At 69.9% G+C, this 19,246-nt stretch carries 17 protein-coding genes; 13 read left to right on the top strand and 4 right to left on the bottom strand.

Annotated elements, in window-relative coordinates:
- Positions 1-79: 79 nt before the first annotated feature.
- A complete protein-coding gene (locus BXA03_RS10430) occupies positions 80-3,058 on the bottom strand; it encodes a DNA topoisomerase III (RefSeq protein ID WP_076507066.1) in 2,979 nt (992 codons plus the stop codon).
- Between the two features lie 177 nt (positions 3,059-3,235).
- Here BXA03_RS10430 and BXA03_RS10425 point away from each other — a divergent pair, with 177 nt between their 5' ends.
- The 3 genes from BXA03_RS10425 to BXA03_RS10415 are packed head-to-tail and all read left to right on the top strand — an operon-like array spanning position 3,236 to position 4,936.
- Positions 3,236-3,892 (top strand): SET domain-containing protein, encoded by a 657-nt coding sequence (locus BXA03_RS10425; RefSeq protein WP_076507652.1) that lies wholly within the window; start codon positions 3,236-3,238, stop codon positions 3,890-3,892.
- Complete coding sequence (locus BXA03_RS10420) at positions 3,892-4,698, top strand: biotin--[acetyl-CoA-carboxylase] ligase (RefSeq protein WP_076507064.1); 807 nt, start codon at positions 3,892-3,894, stop codon at positions 4,696-4,698. Before BXA03_RS10425 ends, BXA03_RS10420 begins: the two co-directional genes overlap by 1 nt.
- A gap of 7 nt (positions 4,699-4,705) precedes the next feature.
- Positions 4,706-4,936 carry a sporulation protein gene (locus BXA03_RS10415; RefSeq protein ID WP_076507061.1) on the top strand — a complete coding sequence of 77 codons (231 nt, stop codon included), beginning with the start codon at positions 4,706-4,708 and terminating at the stop codon, positions 4,934-4,936.
- A gap of 11 nt (positions 4,937-4,947) precedes the next feature.
- Here the strand turns inward: BXA03_RS10415 and BXA03_RS10410 are convergent, their stop codons facing one another.
- The 3 genes from BXA03_RS10410 to BXA03_RS10400 all read right to left on the bottom strand — a co-directional run bounded on the left by BXA03_RS10410 (position 4,948) and on the right by BXA03_RS10400 (position 7,767).
- A complete protein-coding gene (locus tag BXA03_RS10410; protein ID WP_076507058.1) occupies positions 4,948-6,483 on the bottom strand; it encodes a sensor histidine kinase in 1,536 nt (511 codons plus the stop codon).
- A 103-nt stretch (positions 6,484-6,586) separates the two neighbouring features.
- A complete protein-coding gene (locus tag BXA03_RS10405; RefSeq protein ID WP_076507056.1) occupies positions 6,587-7,261 on the bottom strand; it encodes a response regulator transcription factor in 675 nt (224 codons plus the stop codon).
- Positions 7,262-7,287: 26 nt separating this feature from the next.
- Positions 7,288-7,767 carry a MarR family winged helix-turn-helix transcriptional regulator gene (locus tag BXA03_RS10400; RefSeq protein WP_076507054.1) on the bottom strand — a complete coding sequence of 160 codons (480 nt, stop codon included), beginning with the start codon at positions 7,765-7,767 and terminating at the stop codon, positions 7,288-7,290.
- Positions 7,768-7,892: 125 nt separating this feature from the next.
- Here BXA03_RS10400 and recA point away from each other — a divergent pair, with 125 nt between their 5' ends.
- The 10 genes from recA (at position 7,893) to BXA03_RS10350 (ending at position 19,241) form a co-directional block, all read left to right on the top strand.
- Positions 7,893-8,948: a recombinase RecA gene (gene recA, locus BXA03_RS10395; protein ID WP_017760563.1), complete on the top strand. Its 1,056-nt coding sequence runs from the start codon at positions 7,893-7,895 to the stop codon at positions 8,946-8,948.
- 6 nt (positions 8,949-8,954) lie between these two features.
- Positions 8,955-9,533 carry a recombination regulator RecX gene (recX, locus tag BXA03_RS10390; protein ID WP_083716013.1) on the top strand — a complete coding sequence of 193 codons (579 nt, stop codon included), beginning with the start codon at positions 8,955-8,957 and terminating at the stop codon, positions 9,531-9,533.
- A 100-nt stretch (positions 9,534-9,633) separates the two neighbouring features.
- A complete protein-coding gene (locus tag BXA03_RS10385; protein WP_076507051.1) occupies positions 9,634-10,572 on the top strand; it encodes a MurR/RpiR family transcriptional regulator in 939 nt (312 codons plus the stop codon).
- A complete protein-coding gene (locus BXA03_RS10380) occupies positions 10,569-11,543 on the top strand; it encodes an isoaspartyl peptidase/L-asparaginase family protein (protein ID WP_076507049.1) in 975 nt (324 codons plus the stop codon). Before BXA03_RS10385 ends, BXA03_RS10380 begins: the two co-directional genes overlap by 4 nt.
- A gap of 7 nt (positions 11,544-11,550) precedes the next feature.
- A complete protein-coding gene (locus BXA03_RS10375) occupies positions 11,551-13,440 on the top strand; it encodes a dipeptide ABC transporter ATP-binding protein (protein WP_076507047.1) in 1,890 nt (629 codons plus the stop codon).
- Between the two features lie 54 nt (positions 13,441-13,494).
- On the top strand, positions 13,495-15,042 hold the full coding sequence (gene gsiB, locus BXA03_RS10370; RefSeq protein WP_076507044.1) for a glutathione ABC transporter substrate-binding protein GsiB: 1,548 nt from the start codon (positions 13,495-13,497) through the stop codon (positions 15,040-15,042).
- Between the two features lie 258 nt (positions 15,043-15,300).
- Complete coding sequence (gene gsiC, locus BXA03_RS10365) at positions 15,301-16,224, top strand: glutathione ABC transporter permease GsiC (protein ID WP_076507042.1); 924 nt, start codon at positions 15,301-15,303, stop codon at positions 16,222-16,224.
- Positions 16,225-16,262: 38 nt separating this feature from the next.
- Positions 16,263-17,186: a glutathione ABC transporter permease GsiD gene (gene gsiD / locus BXA03_RS10360; protein WP_076507647.1), complete on the top strand. Its 924-nt coding sequence runs from the start codon at positions 16,263-16,265 to the stop codon at positions 17,184-17,186.
- A gap of 68 nt (positions 17,187-17,254) precedes the next feature.
- The gene (locus BXA03_RS10355; protein WP_076507644.1) at positions 17,255-18,331 is read left to right on the top strand and encodes a P1 family peptidase; all 1,077 of its coding nucleotides are present in this window, start codon (positions 17,255-17,257) and stop codon (positions 18,329-18,331) included.
- Positions 18,332-18,407: 76 nt separating this feature from the next.
- The gene (locus BXA03_RS10350; protein ID WP_076507641.1) at positions 18,408-19,241 is read left to right on the top strand and encodes a M55 family metallopeptidase; all 834 of its coding nucleotides are present in this window, start codon (positions 18,408-18,410) and stop codon (positions 19,239-19,241) included.
- Positions 19,242-19,246: the final 5 nt, after the last annotated feature.

The raw sequence follows: 19,246 nt of genomic DNA, 5'->3' as shown, positions 1-19,246 counted from the left end.
ACAACCCCGCCGTACCGAGGCACAAGCGCACCACAGCGACGGGGCCAGAAACTCCGCAGCCTCAGCCTCAGCCTCAGCCTCAGCCTTCCAGGTTCTTCCCCACGATCCCGGCCAGGTCGAACATCGACACTTGGTCACGCCCGAACAGCGGACGCAGCTTGTCGTCGGCGTTGATGGCGCGCTTGTCCTTGGCGTCCTGCAGGCCGTTGGCCTTGATGTAGTCCCACAGCTTCTTGATGACCTCGGGCCGGGCCACCGGCTCCGGGCCGATCACCGCCGCGAGCGCCGCACTGGGCTGGCGGCCCGCGGCGGCGCTGGTCTTGCGCGGCGCCTTGGGGGCCGCCGCCTTCTTGGCCGCCGGGGCCTTGGCGGCGGTCTTCGTCGCACTCTTTGCAGCCGCCTTCTTGGCAGCGGGCGCGCGGGCCGGCGCGGCCGAGGCCGTCTTGCGCGGCGGGAACTTGGAAGTGCGCGGCTCGAACTCGAACGTGACCTTGCCCTCTTCCGCATTCCAGGCCAGGAAGGCCTTGAAGGAGCGGCGCGTGCGCATGCTGACGAACTTGTCCAGCAGGTCGGTCTTGCCGGTGGCCAGCAGCTTGCGCATCTGCTCCTCTTCCACCGGCTGCTGCAGGATCACCTTGCCGGTCTTGAAGTCGCAGCTGGGCGTGGGATGGTCGGCCGTGGGCACCGAGCGCTCGCACACGTAGTTGGCGCCCAGCTCGTGCACGCCCGCGCCGCACTTGGGGCAGGGGCCGAGCGAGGGCGCGGCGCCGAAGTCGATGATCTCGCCGGTCTCGGCCGGGTCCTTGCCGTCGTCGCCGAAGTCGAACTCCAGCTTCCAGTTGTTGTCCTCGTCGCTGTGCTTGAGCACGATCTCGGCCACGAAAGGCCAGCCGGCCTTGGAGCGGAAGCCCTCCAGCGGGCCGATGTGCTTGTTCGCCACCAGCTGCTCGGCCTCGGCCAGCTCGAAGGTGCGGCCGGCGGGCGACTTGGTGAAGGAGAAGCCGCAGGCGTCCTGCCCGCTGCCGGACTTGCCGGTGCAGGCGAAGCGCCGGTAGTTCTCGCGCACGATGCCACCGCAGTTGGGGCACGGCGCCGACAGCGTGGCGTAGTCGCCGGGCACGGTGTCGCGGTCGTATTCCTTGGCCTTGCGCACGATGTGCTCGGTCATGCGGGCGATCTCGCGCATGAACTCGTCACGGCTCAGGTGGCCCTGCTCCATCTGCGCGAGCTTGTATTCCCACTCGCCGGTGAGTTCGGGCTTGGAGAGTTCCTCCACGCCCAGGCCGCGCAGCAGCGTCGTCAGCTGGAAGGCCTTGGCGGTGGGGATCAGCTCGCGGCCCTCGCGCAGCATGTACTTCTCGTTGAGCAGGCCTTCGATGATGGCGGCACGGGTGGCCGGCGTGCCCAGGCCCTTCTCCTGCATGGCCTCGCGCAGCTCGTCGTCGTCCACCAGCTTGCCGGCGCCTTCCATGGCGCCCAGCAGCGTGGCTTCGCTGTAGCGCGCAGGCGGGCGGGTCTTGAGGGCCTTGACCTCGGCGCTCTCGGTATTCACCTGCTCGCCGGGCTTCACGGGCACCAGCGTCTTGCCGTCCTTCTCGTCCTCATCGGTGGCGGCTTCCTTGCCGTAGATGGCGAGCCAGCCCGGCTTGACCAGCACCTTGCCGTCGGAGCGGAAGCTGTGCTTTTTGCCCGCGGCCTCCACGGTGCTGATGCGCGTCGTGACCTGGAATTCGGCGCTGGGGAAGAACACCGACAGGAAGCGCCGCACCACGAAGTCATACAGCTTCTGCTCGGCCTCCGACAGGCCGCTGGGCGCCTGCAGCGTGGGGATGATGGCGAAGTGGTCCGACACCTTGGCGTTGTCGAACACGCGCTTGGTGGGCTTGACGTAGTTCTGGTCGAGGGCCTGCTGCGCGAAGGGCGCCAGGTGGCGCATGCCGCTGTTGGCGAGCATGCCCAGGGTGTCCTTGACCACCGGCAAGTAGTCCTCGGGCAGGGCGCGCGAGTCCGTTCGCGGATAGGTCAGCGCCTTGTGCCGCTCATACAGCGACTGGGCCAGCGCCAGCGTGGTCTTGGCCGAGAAGCCGAAGCGGCTGTTGGCCTCGCGCTGCAGCGAGGTCAGGTCGAACAGCAGCGGGCTGGCCTGGGTGGTGGGCTTGCTCTCTTCGGTGACGGTGGCGGGACGGCCGCGCACCGCCTCGGCGATGGCTCGGGCCTCGGCCGCCGTCCACAGGCGGTCGGCGCGCTGCTCGGGGTCGGGCTCGCCCACACCTTGCGAGTTCAGAAGCAGCGGGGCATTGGCCTTCTTCCAGGCCGGGTCGAAATACTTGCCGGGGTACTGGCCGGCCTGCGCCTGGAAGACGGCATGGATCTCCCAGTAGTCGCGGCTGACGAACTTGCGGATCTGTTCCTCGCGCTCGACCACGATGGACAGCGTGGGCGTCTGCACCCGGCCGACGGTGGTCAGGAAGAAGCCGCCGTCGCGCGAATTGAAGGCCGTCATGGCCCGCGTGCCGTTGATGCCCACCAGCCAGTCGGCCTCGGAGCGCGAACGGGCGGCGTCGGCCAGGCCCTGCATCTCGCGCTCGGAGCGCAGGCGGTCGAAGCCGTCGCGGATGGCCTGCGGCGTCATCGACTGCAGCCAGAGCCGGCGGATCGGCTTGCCCAGCGGCTTGGCGCCGCCGGCGTACTGCTCGATCAGCCGGAAGATCAGCTCGCCCTCGCGGCCCGCGTCGCAGGCGTTGACCAGCTGCGTCACGTCCTTGCGGCGCGCCAGGCGCACCACGGCGTTCAGGCGGCCCTTGGTCTTGTCCACGGGCTTGAGGTCGAAGTGCGGCGGGATCACCGGCAGGTGGGCGAAGCTCCACTTGCCGCGCTTGACGTCGTACTGCTCGGGGGCCTGGATCTCCACCAGGTGGCCCACGGCGCTGGTCACGACGTAGTTGTCGTTCTCGAAATGCTCGTCGTGCTTGTCGAACTTGCCGGACACGGGCGTGAGCGCGCGCACGATGTCCTGCGCCACCGACGGCTTCTCCGCAATCACCAGGGTCTTGGTCATCCAAAAATCTCTCATGGGGCAAGAGCCGCCCGCAGGGCCGGACACAGCGGCGCCGCGGGGTCGAAGGCACCGCCGGCGGGGGCCGGCGGCGCACAGGACGGCTCTCTATACTCTGCGCCTCTCGCGCACGTGCGCATGCGCGCACATGTGCACATCTCAAGCTATCAGAACTCGGCGATGCCCTCCAAATCCCCTTCTTCGCCCGCACCCTCTGCCGGTCGCCGCATCCAGACCCGGCGCTCCGGCGTGCATGGCAGGGGGGTGTTCGCGACGCAGGACATCGCGGCGGGCGAGTTGGTGATCGAGTACACCGGCGAGGTCATCACCTGGAAGGAGGCGTTGCGGCGCCATCCGCACGACCCGGCGCAGCCCAACCACACCTTCTACTTCCACATCGACGACAAGCATGTGATCGACGGGAAGGTGCACGGCAATTCGGCCAAGTGGATCAACCACTCCTGCGGACCCAACTGCGAGACCGAGGTCGAGGACGGCCGCGTGTTCATCCGCGCGCTGCGCGACATCGCCGCGGGCGAGGAACTCAACTACGACTACGGCCTGGTGATCGACTCGCCGTACACGCCCGAACTGCTGGCCGACTTCCCCTGCTGGTGCGGCTCGCCCGACTGCCGCGGCACGCTGCTGGCGCCACCGGAGGATGCCGAGGCCGTGCCGGGCAAGGGCGGCAAGAAGAAGGACAAGAAGGCGAAGAAGGCCAAATCCGGCAAGAAGGCCGGCAAGTCCGAGAAGTCTGCCAAGTCGGGCAAGAAGGCCAGCGGCAAGGCGCAGGGCGACGACAAGGCCCGCAAGAAGAAGGCGAAGGGCAAGGCCTGATGGCCATGGCAGCGGGCTGGCCCGTCGACGCGCTGCATCAGGCCCTGGCCGCCCAGCGGGCCGGCCTGCGGGTCGAGGTGGTGGACGAGATCGACTCCACCAACACCGAGCTCATGCGCCGCGCCCGCGCCGGCGACACCCGCCCCGCTCTTCTGGTGGCCGAGCGTCAGACGGCCGGCCGTGGCCGACTGGGCAGGCAATGGGAAGGCGGCACGCCCGTCTCGCACGCGGCCTCGCTCATGTTCTCCATGTCGCTGCCGCTCGCGCCGCGCAGCTGGTCCGGCCTGTCGCTGGCCGTGGGTGTGGGCGCAGCCGAGTCGCTCGATCCGCTGGGCAGTGCCGGCGTTCAGATCAAGTGGCCCAACGACCTGTGGGTGCAGGACCGCAAGCTGGCCGGCATCCTGATCGAGACCGCCTCCACCGGGCAGGCTACGGCCGGGCCGCGGCAGGTGGTGATCGGCGTCGGCATCAACATCGGCCCCCAACCGGCCGAAGGCATGCGCACGCCGCCCGCCTGGGTGCGCCAGTGGTCGCCGCACGCCGAGCCCGGCAGCGTGCTGCTGGCCCTGGCGCCGGCGCTGCTGGCCGAGGTGCTGCGTTTTGCCGACGATGGCTTCGCGCCCGTGGCACCGCGCTATGCGGCACGCGATGCGCTGCTGGGCCGCGAGGTGCATATGAGCGACGGCACGGCCGGTCGCTGCGAGGGCGTGGCGCCGGGCGGCGAACTGCGCATCGCCACCGACAGTGGCCTGCGGCTGGTGGACAGCGCCGAGGTCAGCGTGCGGCCGCTGGGCCAGCCCTTCTGAACGAACCATGCTGCTGCGCCTGTGCGTCCTTGCCCTGCTGCTGGCCAATGCCGGCTACTTCCTCTGGGCGCGCGGTGACCTGGCGGGCTTCGGGTGGGCGCCCGCAAGCCTGCACGAGCGCGAGCCGCAGCGGCTCAACACCCAGATCCGGCCCGAGCTGCTGGAGGTGCGCCCCGCACCGGCGGATGCGCCCGCCGCCGAGGCGCCCGAATCCGCCAGTTCCTCGCCGGCCCGCTGAGCGGTGGCGCTTCAGGACTGCGGGGGCTCGGTGTCGAAGCGCACCGTGAAGCGCGTGCCCGGCGGGTGCTGCCCCGGATGTGCCTCCTGCAACAGCACCTGCGCCCGGTGCTGGCCGGCGATCTCACGGACGATGGGCAGACCCAGGCCGGAGCCGTCGGCCTCGTTGCCCAGCACGCGGTAGAAGGGCTCGAACACGAGCTCGCGCTCGGCCTCGGGAATGCCGGGGCCGTTGTCCTCCACCTGCAGCAGCAGGACGTGGCCGAAGGGATCGGCCAGCACGCGCGCGGTGATCACGCCCGGTCGAGCGGGGGTCGAGGGCGTGTAGTTGATGGCGTTGTCCAGCAGGTTGCGGATCAGCTCGCGCAGCAGGGTCGGGTTGCCCGGCAGCATCACGCCGGCCGCTCCCGGCTGCGCGCCGTCGTAGCCCAGGTCCAATGACTTGTCCATGGCGCGCGGCAGCAGCTCACGCACGGCGTCGATGGTCAAACGCGCAAGGTCGCAGGGCTGGCGCGCCAGCACGCCGGCGCCCCCTTCGGCGCGCGCAAGCGCCAGTAGCTGGTTGACGGTGTGCGTGGCGCGCATGCTGGCGCGGCCGATCTGCTTGAGCGACTGCTTCAGCTCGTCGGCATTGGCGCCTTCGCGCTGGGCCAGGTCGGCCTGCATGCGCAGGCCCGCCAGCGGTGTCTTGAGCTGATGCGCCGCGTCGGCCAGGAAGCGCTTCTGCGTGCCGATGGAGTCGCGCAGCTTGGTCAGCAGTTCGTTGAGGGAGGACACCAGCGGCGCCACCTCCAGCGGGATCGAAGTGGCGTCGATGGGACGCAGGTCGTCGGGCTGGCGGTCGCGGATGCGGTCCTCCACCACCGACAGCGGCTTGATGCCGCGCGCCAGCGCGATCCACAGCAGCATCACGCCCAGCGGCACCAGGGCGAACTGGGGCAGCAGGACGCCGGTGATGATCTCGCGCGCATGCGCGGCCTGGCGTGCGCGGGTCTCGGCCAGTTGTACCAGCAGCAGGCCGGCGCCTTCCGCATCCTCGGGCTCGGTGATGGTCTCGGGGATGTCCGAAGCGCCCTCTGTGGCGAGCGCAATGCGCCCGGTCGGGGCCGGGCTCGCGCTGCCGGGACGCACCCAGAGGTGGGCGATGCGCACCTCCCGCCCCTGGACCTGACCGTCGTCGATGTAGACGACACCGGCCACCGGGGTCTGTGCCAGATGGGGGCCGGGCAGGCCACCGGTGCCCGCCAGCCGGCGGCCCTGGGCATCGAGGACCTGGAACCACACGCGGTCGTCCTCGCTGCCGCGCAGCACCTCGGTGACCAGCGGCGGCAGCTCCGGCGCCCGGCCCTGCGCGACGGCACGCGCCGCCTCGCCACCGATCAGCCGCACACCATGGGCCAGGGCGCGGTCGTAGGGAGCGTTGGCGATGCCCTGCGACACCAGCCAGGTGAGGCCGATGCTCAGCAGGATGAGCACCACGGCCGGCGCCAGCAGCGAGTCGAGGATTTCGCCGAAGAGGGAGTTCTGGGCGCGCTGGAAGAGCTTCATGCCGCGGTGTCGATGAGTGGCGTTGCCTCTGGACGGATCACAGGCCGCGCAACGGCCGATCCGGTGCGTCGCGGGCGGCGGGTGCCGAGCCGCTCAGCCCGCATCAGCCGTCGATCTTTTCCAGGCAGTAGCCCAGGCCGCGCACGGTGGCGATGCGGATCGGGCCCTTCTCGATCTTCTTGCGCAGGCGGTGGACGTAGACCTCGATGGCGTTGAAGCTCACTTCCTCGCCCCATTCGCACAGGTGCTCCACCAGCTGGTCCTTGCTGACCAGGCGGCCGGCGCGCTGCAGCAGCACCTCCAGCAGGCCCAGTTCGCGCGCCGACAGCTCGACCATCTTGCCGTCGATGGTGGCCACGCGGCCCGCCTGGTCGTAGACCAGCGGGCCGTGCCTGATGGCATTGCTGGTGGCGCCCATGCCGCGGCGCGTGAGGGCGCGCACCCGCGCCTCCAGCTCCTGCAGCGAAAAGGGCTTGGCCATGTAGTCGTCGGCGCCGTGGTCCAGGCCCTTGACGCGCTCTTCCACCGAGTCGGCGGCGGTGAGCACCAGCACCGGCACCTGCGAGCCGCGCGCCCGCAGGCGCTTGAGCACCTCCAGCCCATGCAGCTTGGGCAGGCCCAGGTCGAGGATGAGCAGGTCGAACTCGTTGTTGGTCATGAGCGCCGCATCGGCCTGCGGGCCGGTGGCCACATGGTCGACGGCCGCGCCCGAGGTGCGCAGGCTGCGCAGCAGGGCATCGGCCAGCACCTGGTCGTCTTCGGCGATGAGGATGCGCATGGGGGCTCTCTGGAGGGTGGCGGATTCTAGGAGCCGCAATAGGCTTCGAGCCCCAGGGCAACCACCGTCGCGACCTCTTCGCCCACGCTGGCGCGGAACTCGGCCTCGGCCCGCGCGACGCAGCGGCGGAAGGCCTCCAGCCAGGCCAGGCCGTCGGCGGTGAAGACGATGCGCCGGGCCCGCGCGTCCAGCGGATCGGCCTCGCGCCGCACAAGGCCCCACGCCTCGCACTGGTCCACCAGCGCGCCCATGGCCTGCTTGGTCATCCCGGCCGACTCGGCCAGCTCGCCCAGCCGCGAACCGCCGCGCGCCAGGTGGCGGGTGATGTGGATGTGCGCCGCCGTCACCTGCTGGCGCGCCGCCAGGTTGGACAGTGCCAGCGGCACGTCCACGTCATGGGCCATCAATTCGTAGACGCGGGCATCGAAACGCCGCATGGCGTGGCCCAGCAAGCGGCCCAGGTGGGTCTGGCGCCAGTCGTCGTCCTTTGGCTCTGAAAGGTCCATGATCAATGGTAAGCCAAACTGACAAAAAAATGGCTTGGCAGAAAGATACTCGCCCCTACACTACTGTTCAAGCATCCAGCCTGTAGATCAAGACAGGCACCCATCCACACCTCAAGGAGTCACTCATGGACGCACCCGTCAAGGCCGCCAACAGCGAAAAGGCCAAGGCCCTGCAGGCCGCACTGGCCCAGATCGAAAAGCAGTTCGGCAAGGGCACCATCATGCGCCTGGGCGAGGGCGAGAAGATCGAGGACATCCAGGTCGTCTCCACCGGCTCGCTGGGCCTGGACATCGCGCTGGGCGTCGGCGGCCTGCCCCGCGGCCGCGTGATCGAAATCTACGGCCCGGAATCGTCCGGCAAGACCACCCTCACGCTGCAGGTCATCGCCGAGATGCAGAAGCAGGGCGGCCAGTGCGCCTTCGTGGATGCGGAGCATGCGCTGGACATCCAATATGCCCAGAAGCTGGGCGTGACCGTGTCGGACCTGCTGATCAGCCAGCCCGACACGGGCGAGCAGGCGCTCGAAATCGTCGACAGCCTGGTGCGCTCGGGCGCCGTGGACCTGATCGTGGTCGACTCGGTGGCCGCACTCACGCCCAAGGCCGAAATCGAGGGCGAGATGGGCGACAGCCTCCCCGGTCTGCAGGCCCGCCTGATGAGCCAGGCGCTGCGCAAGCTGACCGCCACGATCAAGAAAACCAACTGCATGGTCATCTTCATCAACCAGATCCGCATGAAGATCGGCGTGATGTTCGGCAGCCCCGAGACCACCACCGGCGGCAACGCGCTGAAGTTCTACGCCTCGGTGCGCCTGGACATCCGCCGCACCGGCACCATCAAGAAGGGCGACGAGGCCATCGGCAACGAGACCAAGGTCAAGGTGGTCAAGAACAAGGTGAGTCCGCCCTTCAAGACGGCCGAGTTCGACATCCTGTTCGGCGAGGGCATCAGCCGCGAAGGCGAGATCATCGACATGGGCGTCACGGCGCGCATCGTCGAGAAGTCCGGCGCCTGGTATGCCTACAACGGCGAAAAGATCGGTCAGGGCCGCGACAACGCCCGCGAGTTCCTGCGCGAGAACCCGGCCCTGGCCGTGGAGATCGAGAACAAGGTGCGCGACAGCCTGGGCATCAGCCTGCTGCCCACCGACGGCGTGGTGGACGCGCCCGACGCGGAGTAAGCCGGCATGTGGAGGGCGTCCGGGCGCGCGCCCGGCAGCGAGCGGCGCAGGGTCGGGGGCGACACGCCCTCACCCGAGCGGGCGGACGCCACCTCCGCTGAGGCCACGCCCCGCCGCCCACGGCCCACGCTGTCGCTCAAGGGCCGTGCCCTGCAATTGCTCAGCCGGCGCGAGCATTCGCGGCTGGAGCTGGAGCGCAAGCTGGCCGCGCACGAAGCCGAGCCGGGCGAACTGGCCCGGGTGCTCGACGATCTGCAGGCACGCGGCTTCATCGACGAGCAGCGGGTGATCGACTCCCTGCTCCACCAGCGCGCCGGGCGCCTGGGCGCGAGCCGCCTGCGCCAGGAACTCGCCGCTAAGGGGGTGGACGCCGAGGCTGCCGCCCACGCCCTGGCGGGCCTGAAAGACTCCGAACCCGCGCGCGCCCGGGCCCTGTGGCTCAAGCGCTTCGGCACGCCCCCCGCCGACGCCCGCGAGCGCGGACGCCAGATGCGCTTCCTGCTGGCGAGAGGCTTTTCGGCGGAGGTGGCGGCGAGGGCCATGCGCGCGTCGAACGACGACGAGGACAGCCAGGAAACGGCCTGAGCCCCTTGGCCCGGTCTTTGCTGGGGTGAAAGAAAACGATCAAAAGTTTTCTTCGAATGCACCAAGCGTGTAAATTCGCTTTCACATTCGCCCCAAACTCGTGCTCGCACCCTCCAAATCCGCCTCGTCGGCACCTCACGGCACGCACAGCGTCGCCCAGCGCATCGCGCAGGCGCGGCCACAGCTTTCGCGCCTGCATCGGCAGGTGGCGGACGTCGTGCTGGCTCAGCCACTGCAGGTGGCCACGCTCTCCATCGACGAGCTGGCGGCGCGCGCGGGCGTGTCCATCGCCACGGCCAACCGGTTCGCGCGGGCGCTGGGCTTCGACGGCTACCCAGCCTTCCGGGCCGAGCTGGTGCGCGGCTTCGAGGCGCTGCTGGCGCCGGTGGAGCAGTTGCGCAGCCAGGTCGAATCCGGCCCTGCCAGCGCGGCCGACGTGTTCGCCAGTGCGCTCGAAGAATGTCGCCAGAACATCGATGGCACACGTCAGGCGCTGACGCCCGAGGCCTGCGAAGCGGCCGTGACGCTGCTGCGCGACGCGCGCACCATCTACGTCGCCGGCTACGGTGCCAGCGCTTGGCTCGGTGGGTTGCTCCAGCATGGTCTGGAAACCCATTGCGGCGACGTGCGGCTGCTTGCCAGCGCTGCGGGCGCCACCCATGCCGCCCGCGCACTGGCCCGCAGCACGCCACAGGACTTGGTGGTGGCCATCAGCTTCCCCCGTTACCTGGCCGACACCGTGGCCCTGGCCGAGCAGGCCCGCGCCCGCGGCACGCCGGTGCTCGCCATCACCGACCACTCCGAGTCGCCGCTGGCACCGCTGGCTGACGTGGCCCTCTTCGCGCAGGCCCGCAGTCGCTTTCGCGCCAACTGCGAAAGCAGCGTGCTGGCGCTGATCGAGGCCCTCATCATTGCTCTGTCGCTGCAAAGCCGCGAGGCACTGCAGGCCGCACGCGGTACCGCCGAGGCCATTGCGCCGTGGATCTGGAACACGCACACCGGCCGCCGCGGCGTCGACCCCAAGGACCTTTTCGCATGACCCTTCCCGCCCTCGCCCTCCATGGCGGCGCCGGCACCATCACGGCCGCCAGCCTGAGTGCCCAGGACGCCCGCGGCTACCGCCAGGCGCTGCACGACATCGCCGCCGCCGCCCAGGCGCTGCTGCTGGAGGGCGGCAGCGCGCTCGACGCCGTCTGCCTGGCCGTGCAGATGCTGGAAGACTGCCCGCTCTTCAACGCCGGCCACGGCGCCGTGTTCACCCATGCCGCCACGCACGAGCTGGACGCCGCCGTGATGGACGGCCGTGACCTGCGCGCTGGCGCCATCGCCGGCGTGAGCCGCCTGCGCAACCCGGTGCACACGGCGCGCGCCGTGATGGAGGACGGCGCCCACGTGCTGCTGGCCGGCGCCGGGGCCGAGGCCTTCGCGCAGGAGCGCGGCCTGACCTTCGTCGACCCCGCCTACTTCTCCACGCCCATGCGCCGCGAACAGCTGGAGCGCGTGCGCGCCGCCGGCCGCGTGGTGCTGGACCACGACGGCGCCTCTGCCGTGGCCGAGGCTTCCGGGAAGCCGCGCACGCCGCTGGACGAGGACCGCAAGATGGGCACCGTCGGCGCCGTCGCCGTCGACCGGCACGGCCACCTGGCCGCCGCCACCTCCACCGGCGGCATGACCAACAAGCGCGTCGGCCGCATCGGCGACTCGCCGCTGATCGGCGCCGGCACCTATGCCGACGACCGCTATGCCGCCATCTCCTGCACCGGCAGTGGCGAGATGTTCATCCGCGCCGCTGCCGCCTACGACGTCTGCGCGCGCATGCGCTATGCCGGACAGTCGCTGACCGAGGCGGCCGACGCGGTGGTCCACCAGAGCCTTCCCGCGCTGGGCGGCACCGGCGGGCTGATCGCGGTGGACCGTCATGGAAACCTCGCCCTGCCCTTCAACACCGAGGGCATGTACCGTGCCCACGTGCGCGGCGCCGACGCGCCCGTCACCGCCATCCACCGCTGAAGCCCCCATGAGCACTGCCATTGCCGAGGCGCCCGCCGCCACCCGCGCGGGCGTCGCCCTTCCCGAAGGCCGCGTGCTGCAGGTCGACGACCTGAGCGTCCGCTTCGCCACGCGCGAGCGCACGGTCGACGCGGTCAAGCACCTGGGCTTCCATGTGGACCGGGGCGAGACGCTGGCCATCGTGGGCGAGTCGGGCTCGGGCAAGTCCGTCACCTCGCTGGCGCTGATGCGCCTGGTCGACTACGGCGGCGGCCGCATCCTGAACGGCCGCATGGCCCTGCGCCGGCGCAACGGCGAGGTGCTGGACCTGGCCCAGGCCTCGCAGGCCACGATGCGCGGCATCCGCGGCGCAGACGTGGCCATGATCTTCCAGGAGCCGATGACCTCGCTCAACCCCGTCTTCACCGCCGGGGACCAGATCGCCGAGGCCATCGCCATCCACCAGGGCAAGAGCCAGACTGCCGCACGTGCCGAGGCGCTGCGCATGCTGGAGCTGGTGCGCATCCCCGAGGCGCGCGAGGTGCTGCGCCGCTATCCGCACCAGCTGTCGGGCGGCATGCGCCAGCGCGTGATGATCGCCATGGCGCTGTCGTGCAAGCCGCAGCTGCTGATCGCGGACGAGCCAACCACCGCGCTGGACGTGACCATCCAGGCGCAGATCCTGGCGCTGATCGCCGAGCTGCAGCGCGAGATGCAGATGGGCGTTGTCTTCATCACGCACGACATGGGTGTGGTGGCCGAGGTGGCCGACCGCGTGCTGGTGATGTACCGCGGCGACAAGGTCGAGGAAGGCCCGTCGACGCAGCTCTTCGCGGCCCCGGCCCATCCCTATACCCGCGCCCTCCTGTCGGCGGTGCCGCGGCTGGGCGCCATGCAGGGCACCGACCGGCCTGCCCCCTTCGAGCTGCTGCGCGTCGATTCGGCCGAAGGTGCGGTCTCGCCAACGCCCGCGCACGACACCGTGCGCCACGATGCCGAGCCCATCCTGCAGGTGCGCGACCTGGTCACGCGCTTTCCGCTGCGCGGCGGCTGGCTGCAGCGCGTGACGCGCGAGGTGCACGCGGTGGAGAAGGTGAGCTTCGACCTGCGCGCCGGCGAGACGCTGGCGCTGGTGGGCGAATCGGGCTGCGGCAAGAGCACCACGGGCCGCTCGCTGCTGCGCCTGGTCGAGAGCCAGCGCGGCAGCATCCGCTTCGACGGCCGCGACGTGCTGGCACTCGGCACGGCGGAGGTGCAGGCCCTGCGGCGCGACATCCAGTTCATCTTCCAGGACCCGTACGCTTCGCTCGACCCACGGCTGACGGTGGGCTTCTCGATCATGGAGCCGCTGCTGGTGCACGGCCTGGCCACGAAGGCCGAAGCCCAGTCGCGGGTGGAGGCGCTGCTCACCCGCGTGGGCCTGGCGCCCGAGCATGCGCAGCGCTATCCGCACGAGTTCTCCGGCGGCCAGCGCCAGCGCATCGCCATCGCGCGCGCCCTGGCACTGCAGCCCAAGGTGGTGGTGGCGGACGAGGCCGTGTCGGCGCTGGACGTGTCGATCCAGGCGCAGATCGTCAACCTCATGCTGGAGCTGCAGCGCGAGATGGGCATGGCCTACCTGTTCATCTCGCACGACATGGCGGTGGTGGAGCGCATCGCCCACCGCGTGGCCGTGATGTACCTGGGCCGCATCGTGGAGATCGGCCCGCGCCGCGCGGTCTTCGAGAATCCGCAGCATCCCTACACCCGCAAGCTGATGAGCGCGGTGCCGGTGGCCGACCCGTCTCGCCGGCACCAGCCGCGCGCGCTGCTGCAGGGCGAGATCCCGAGCCCCATCTTCCCGGCCGGCCATGAGCCGGAGGTGCCGCCGCTGGTGCAGGTCGGCCCCGATCATTTCGTGGCGCCGCCGCAAGGCTGAACGTCCCGTCCCTTTCCCTTCCTTTTTCTTCCTCTTCTTCCGAAGGAGCTTCACATGCAGCAACAGCGTCCCCATCGCATCGCCGCCGCCCTGGCCCTGGCCGGGCTGGCGGGCTTCGCCGCTTCGGCACACGCCGCCAAGGACATCGTCGTGGCCGTGCAGTCCAACTTCACCACCACCGACCCCTACGACGCCAACGACACGCTGTCGCAGGCCGTGGCCAAGTCCTTCTACCAGGGCCTGTTCGGCTTCGACAAGGACATGAAGATGCAGCCGGTGCTGGCCACGGGCTACACCGTCAGCAAGGACGGGCTGGTGTACACGGTCAAGCTCAAGACCGGCATCAAGTTCCACGACGGCACCGACTTCAACGCCGAGGCCGTGAAGGCCACCTTCGACCGCGTGACCAACCCGGACAACAAGCTCAAGCGCTACAACCTGTACAAGAACATCGCCAAGACCGAGGCGGTGGACCCGACCACGGTGCGCTTCACCTTGAAGGAAGCCTTCTCGCCCTTCATCAACTCGCTGGCCCATCCGTCGGCGGTGATCATCTCGCCGGCCGCGCTGGCCAAGTACGGCAGCAAGGGCATCGCGCAGAACCCCGTGGGCACCGGCCCGTTCAAGTTCGTCGAGTGGAAGTCCACCGACTACCTCAAGGTGACCAAGTTCGACGGCTACTGGCGCAAGGGCTATCCCAAGGTGGATTCGATCACCTGGCGCCCGGTGGTGGACAACAACACGCGCGCCGCGATGATGCAGACCAACGAGGCGCACTTCGCCTTCCCGATGCCGCCCGAGGCGGCCGCGACGCTGCAGTCCAAGCCAAGCCTGGAGGTCACGAGCGCGCCCTCGATCATCCAGCGCTACATCTCGATGAACACGCAGCAGAAGCCCTTCGACAACCCGAAGGTGCGCGAGGCGATCAACTACGCGATCAACAAGGAAGCCCTGGCCAAGGTGGCCTTCTCGGGCTACGCGATCCCGGCCGAGGGCGTGTTGCCCAAGGGCGTGCAGTACAACACCAAGCTCGGCCCCTGGCCCTATGACCCCAAGAAGGCGCGCGAGCTGCTGAAGGAGGCGGGCTATCCCAACGGCTTCGAGAGCACGCTGTGGAGCGCCTACAACTACAGCACGGCGCAGAAGGTGATCCAGTTCGTGCAGCAGCAACTGGCGCAGGTCGGCATCAAGGTGCAGGTGCAGGCGCTGGAGGCCGGCCAGCGCGTGGAGCGCGTGGAGAGCGCACAGGACCCGGCGACGGCGCCGGTGCGCATGTACTACGTGGGCTGGTCCTCGTCGACCGGTGAGGCCGACTGGGCGCTGCGCCCGCTGCTGGCGTCGGAGTCCTTCCCGCCCAAGCTGTTCAACACGGCCTACTACAAGAACGAGCAGGTCGATGCGGACATCCAGAAGGCGCTGGTGACCACCGACAACGCCGAGAAGGCCAAGATCTACGCCGATGCGCAGCAACGCATCTGGAAGGACGCACCCTGGGCCTTCCTGGTGACCGAGCAGCTGCTGTCGGTGCGTGCGCGCAACCTGGCCGGCTTCTATGTGATTCCGGACGGCAGCTTCAACTTCGACGAAGTGGAGCTGAAATAAGCCCACCCCCGTTGCTTGCTCACTTCGTGTAGCCGCCTCCCCCCTCAAGGGGGCGCACCCGGCGGCCCGGCAAAGCCGGTTCCGCGGGTGCACTGGCGTGGCCTGCTCCGCGGCCCTTTGATCTTTGTGCGTATTCGCTCGGGGCGGCCAGCCCCAAGCGCTGCCGAAGGATGGCGCCGCGGCCTGCTTCGCGGCCGCCGCCATCGAGCACCCGCCTGAGTTTGCGTTGCGCTTCCCGCCCGAGCCACCTGTTTCCCCATGCTCCACTACGTCGTCCGCCGCCTCTTCGGCCTTGCTCCCACGCTGCTGATCGTGGCCGTGCTGGTCTTCCTGTTCGTGCACCTGCTGCCCGGCGATCCGGCGCGGCTGGCCGCGGGCGTGGATGCCAGCCCCGAGACGGTGGAGCTGGTGCGCCAGGACCTGGGCCTGGACAAGCCCATGCCCCAGCAGTTCGTGGCCTTCTTCAACCGCCTGCTGCATGGCGACCTGGGCACCTCGCTGCGCACCAAGCGGCCCGTGTCACAAGAGATCGGCGACCGCTTCATGCCCACCTTCTGGCTCACCGTGACGAGCATGGTGTGGGCGACGCTCTTCGGCATGGCCATCGGCATCGCCTCGGCCGTGTGGCGCAACCAGTGGCCCGACCGGCTGGGCATGGCGCTGGCGGTGTCAGGCATTTCCTTTCCGGCCTTCGCGCTGGGCATGCTGCTGATGCAGCTGTTCTCGGTGCAGCTGGGCTGGCTGCCCACGGTCGGCGCCGACTCGTGGCGCCACTACATCCTGCCCTCGCTGACGCTGGGCGCCGCGGTGGCCGCCGTGATGGCGCGCTTCACCCGTGCGTCCTTCATCGAGGTGATCGGCGAGGACTTCGTGCGCACCGCGCGCGCCAAGGGCGTGCCCGAGTCGTGGATCCTCTTCAAGCACTGCCTGCGCAATGCGCTGATCCCGGTCGTCACCATGATGGGCCTGCAGTTCGGCTTTCTGCTCGGCGGCTCCATCGTGGTGGAGGCCGTCTTCAACTGGCCCGGCCTGGGCCGGCTGCTGGTGGACGCGGTGGACATGCGTGACTACCCGGTGATCCAGGCGCTGGTGCTGCTGTTCTCGCTGGAGTTCATCCTCATCAACCTGGTGGTGGACGTGCTCTACGGCCTCATCAACCCGGCCATCCGCTTCGGCAAGTGATGCACCCGACCGACCGCAAGCAGGCATCCCCTTCCACCATGTCTTCCCCTTCCTCCCTTCCCGCTTCCGACTCCTCGGCCGCCGCGGCAGCGGCCGGCGGCGCGCCGCTGGCAGTGCGCTCGCCCTGGTCCGAGTTCTGGCGTAAGTTCAAGCGCCAGCCCATGGCACTGGCGGCCCTGGCCTTCATCGTGCTGCTGGTGGCGGTGGCGGTGCTCGCGCCGTGGATCTCGCCCTACGACGCCGAGAACTTCTTCGACTACGACCGGCTCAACACGCCGCCGTCGGCCGCGCACTGGTTCGGCGTCGATCCGCTGGGCCGCGACATCTTCAGCCGCATCCTGATGGGTGCGCGCATCTCGCTGGCCACCGGCTTTGTCTCCGTCGCGCTGGGCGCAGTGGTCGGCACGGCGCTCGGCCTGGTGGCGGGCTTCTACGGCGGCTGGTGGGACCGGCTCATCATGCGCATGTGCGACGTACTGTTCGCCTTCCCCGGCATCCTGCTGGCCATCGCGGTGGTGGCCATCCTGGGCAGCAGCATGACCAACGTGGTGGTGGCGGTGTCGGTGTTCAGCGTGCCGGCCTTCGCGCGGCTGGTGCGCGGCAACACGCTGGCGCTGAAGAACCTGACCTACATCGAAGCCACGCGCAGCATCGGCGCGGGCGATCTCACCATCCTGCTGCGCCACATCCTGCCCGGCACGCTGTCGGCCATCGTCGTGTACTTCACCATGCGCATGGGCACCTCGATCATCACGGCAGCCAGCCTCTCCTTCCTCGGCATGGGCGCGCAGCCGCCCACGCCCGAGTGGGGCGCCATGCTCAACGAGGCCCGCGCAGACATGGTCAACGCGCCGCACGTGGCGCTGTTCCCGTCGCTCGCGATCTTCTTCACGGTACTGGCCTTCAACATGCTGGGCGACGGCCTGCGCGACGCGCTGGACCCGAAGATCGACCGGCTGTGAGCCCCACTCCGGCCGCGAACGAGGGCGCTTGCGCTGGCGCCACCGGACAGCCGGCGCGCGGCCCGGCCCTGCCCCACATCGGCGTCCTGCCTGCGGGTGCCCGCGATGCCATCACCGATGTGGCCGGCGTCACCGTCGGTCATGCCACGCTGGACGATCCACGCCAGGATGTGCACACCGGCGTCACGGTCGTGCGGCCGCATGCCGGCAGCCCCTACCTGCAGCGCGTGCCAGCCGGCGTGGCGGTGCTCAACGGCTTCGGCAAGAGCCTGGGGCTGATGCAGGTGGAGGAACTGGGCGTACTGGAATCGCCCATCGCCCTGACCAATACCTACGCCGTGCCGGCGGTGGCCGAGGCGCAGATGCGCCAGTGCATCGCGGCGCATCCCGAATGCAGCCGGAGCTGGCCCTCGCTGAATCCGCTGGTGCTGGAGTGCAACGACGGCTTCCTGAGCGACATGCAGCGCTTTGCCGTGGTCGAGGCCGACTACCTGACCGCCTGGCAGGCCGCCGCAGAGGACTTCGCGCAGGGCGCCGTGGGCGCGGGGCGCGGCATGTCGTGCCATGGGCTCAAGGGCGGCATCGGCAGTGCTTCACGGCGCATCGCCGACGAGAGCGGCGTGCTGCGCTGGACGGTCGGCGCGCTGGTGCTGAGCAACCAGGGCCGGCCCGAACAACTGCAGGTGGCGGGCCGGCCGGTCGGCGCGTGGCTGCAGCAGGCTGGCACCACAGCCGCATCCACGGCGCCCGAGCGTGGCTCGATCATCATGCTGCTCGCCACCGACGCGCCGCTGGACGCGCGGCAGCTGCGCCGCCTGGCCCTGCGCGCCGGCGCGGGCCTGGCCCGCACCGGCTCGGTGTTCGGCCATGGCAGCGGCGACATCGCTCTGGCCTTCTCGACCGCCTACACGCTGCCGCAGCTTGCCGCCGAACCCATGCCGGCCGTCGCGCTGCTGCACGATGCGCGGCTCGACCCTTTCTTCCAGGCCGCGGCCGACAGCGTGGAGCAGGCCATCCTGTCCTCGCTGTGGCATGCGGCCACGGTGCGCGGCCGCGCGGGCCATGTGCGGCGCGGCCTGGGCGAGCTGCTGGCCGGCTGGCCGGCGGATGCGTTCACCCGCTCGCTGCTGCCCATCACGACATGAGGCACGCATCCGCCCTTTTCTCGTGCCGGCGCCGTCTCGGACGATGGCCGACTCCTTGCGCGAAGCGCCCGAACCCATGACCCACATCATCCTCATCTCCGTCGACATCGAAGGCGTGGCAGGCGTCTTCCATCCCGAGCAGACGCGCCCCGGCAACGGCGAGTACGAGCGCGCCCGGCTCTGGATGACCGACGAGGCCAATGCCGCGATCGCCGGCGCCTTCGACGGCGGGGCCGAGGCCGTGGTGGTGAACGACTCGCACGGCAGCTTCCGCAACATGCCGGCCGCCAGGCTGGACCCGCGCGCCCGCATCGTGCAGGGCAAGCCGCGCTACCTGAGCATGGTGGCCGGCGTGGAACGGCCCGGCACCGCGGGCGTGTGCATGGTGGGCTACCACGCCCGCGCGCATGCGCCCGGCATCCTGGCCCACACCATCAACAGCGGCGCCTTCGCCGGCATCCGCGTCAACGGCGAATGGCAGAGCGAGGCCACGCTCTATGGCGCGCTGGCGGGCGACTACGGCGTGCCGGTGCTGATGGCCAGCGGCGACGATGCCTTCATCGCCGAGACCGCGCCGCAGCTGCCGGGCACGCTATTCGTGCAGACCAAGGAGGCGACCGGCATGAACAGCGGCGTCTCGCTGTCGCCCGAGGCCGCCTGCGCAGCCATCCGCGAGGGTGTGGCGCGCGCCGTGGCACAGGCCGCCGATGCCCGCCCCGCGCCGCTGCGCGTGCCCGGCCCGCTGCAGGTGGAGCTGCACACCCAGACGCCGGCCCATGCCGACCTGTTCTGCCAGTGGCCCAGCTTCGAGCGCGTGGACGGCACCGTGCTGCGCTTCGACGCGCCGACCATGGAGGCGGCCGTGCGCATGCTCAACTGCTGTTCGGCGATGGCGATGATGCTGCGCTGAGGGGC

The organism is Pseudacidovorax sp. RU35E (genome assembly GCF_900156165.1).
Taxonomy (GTDB): domain Bacteria; phylum Pseudomonadota; class Gammaproteobacteria; order Burkholderiales; family Burkholderiaceae_C; genus Xenophilus.
Note: the sequence above shows the minus strand (reverse complement) of the source record. Positions and strands in the feature narration are given on the sequence as shown.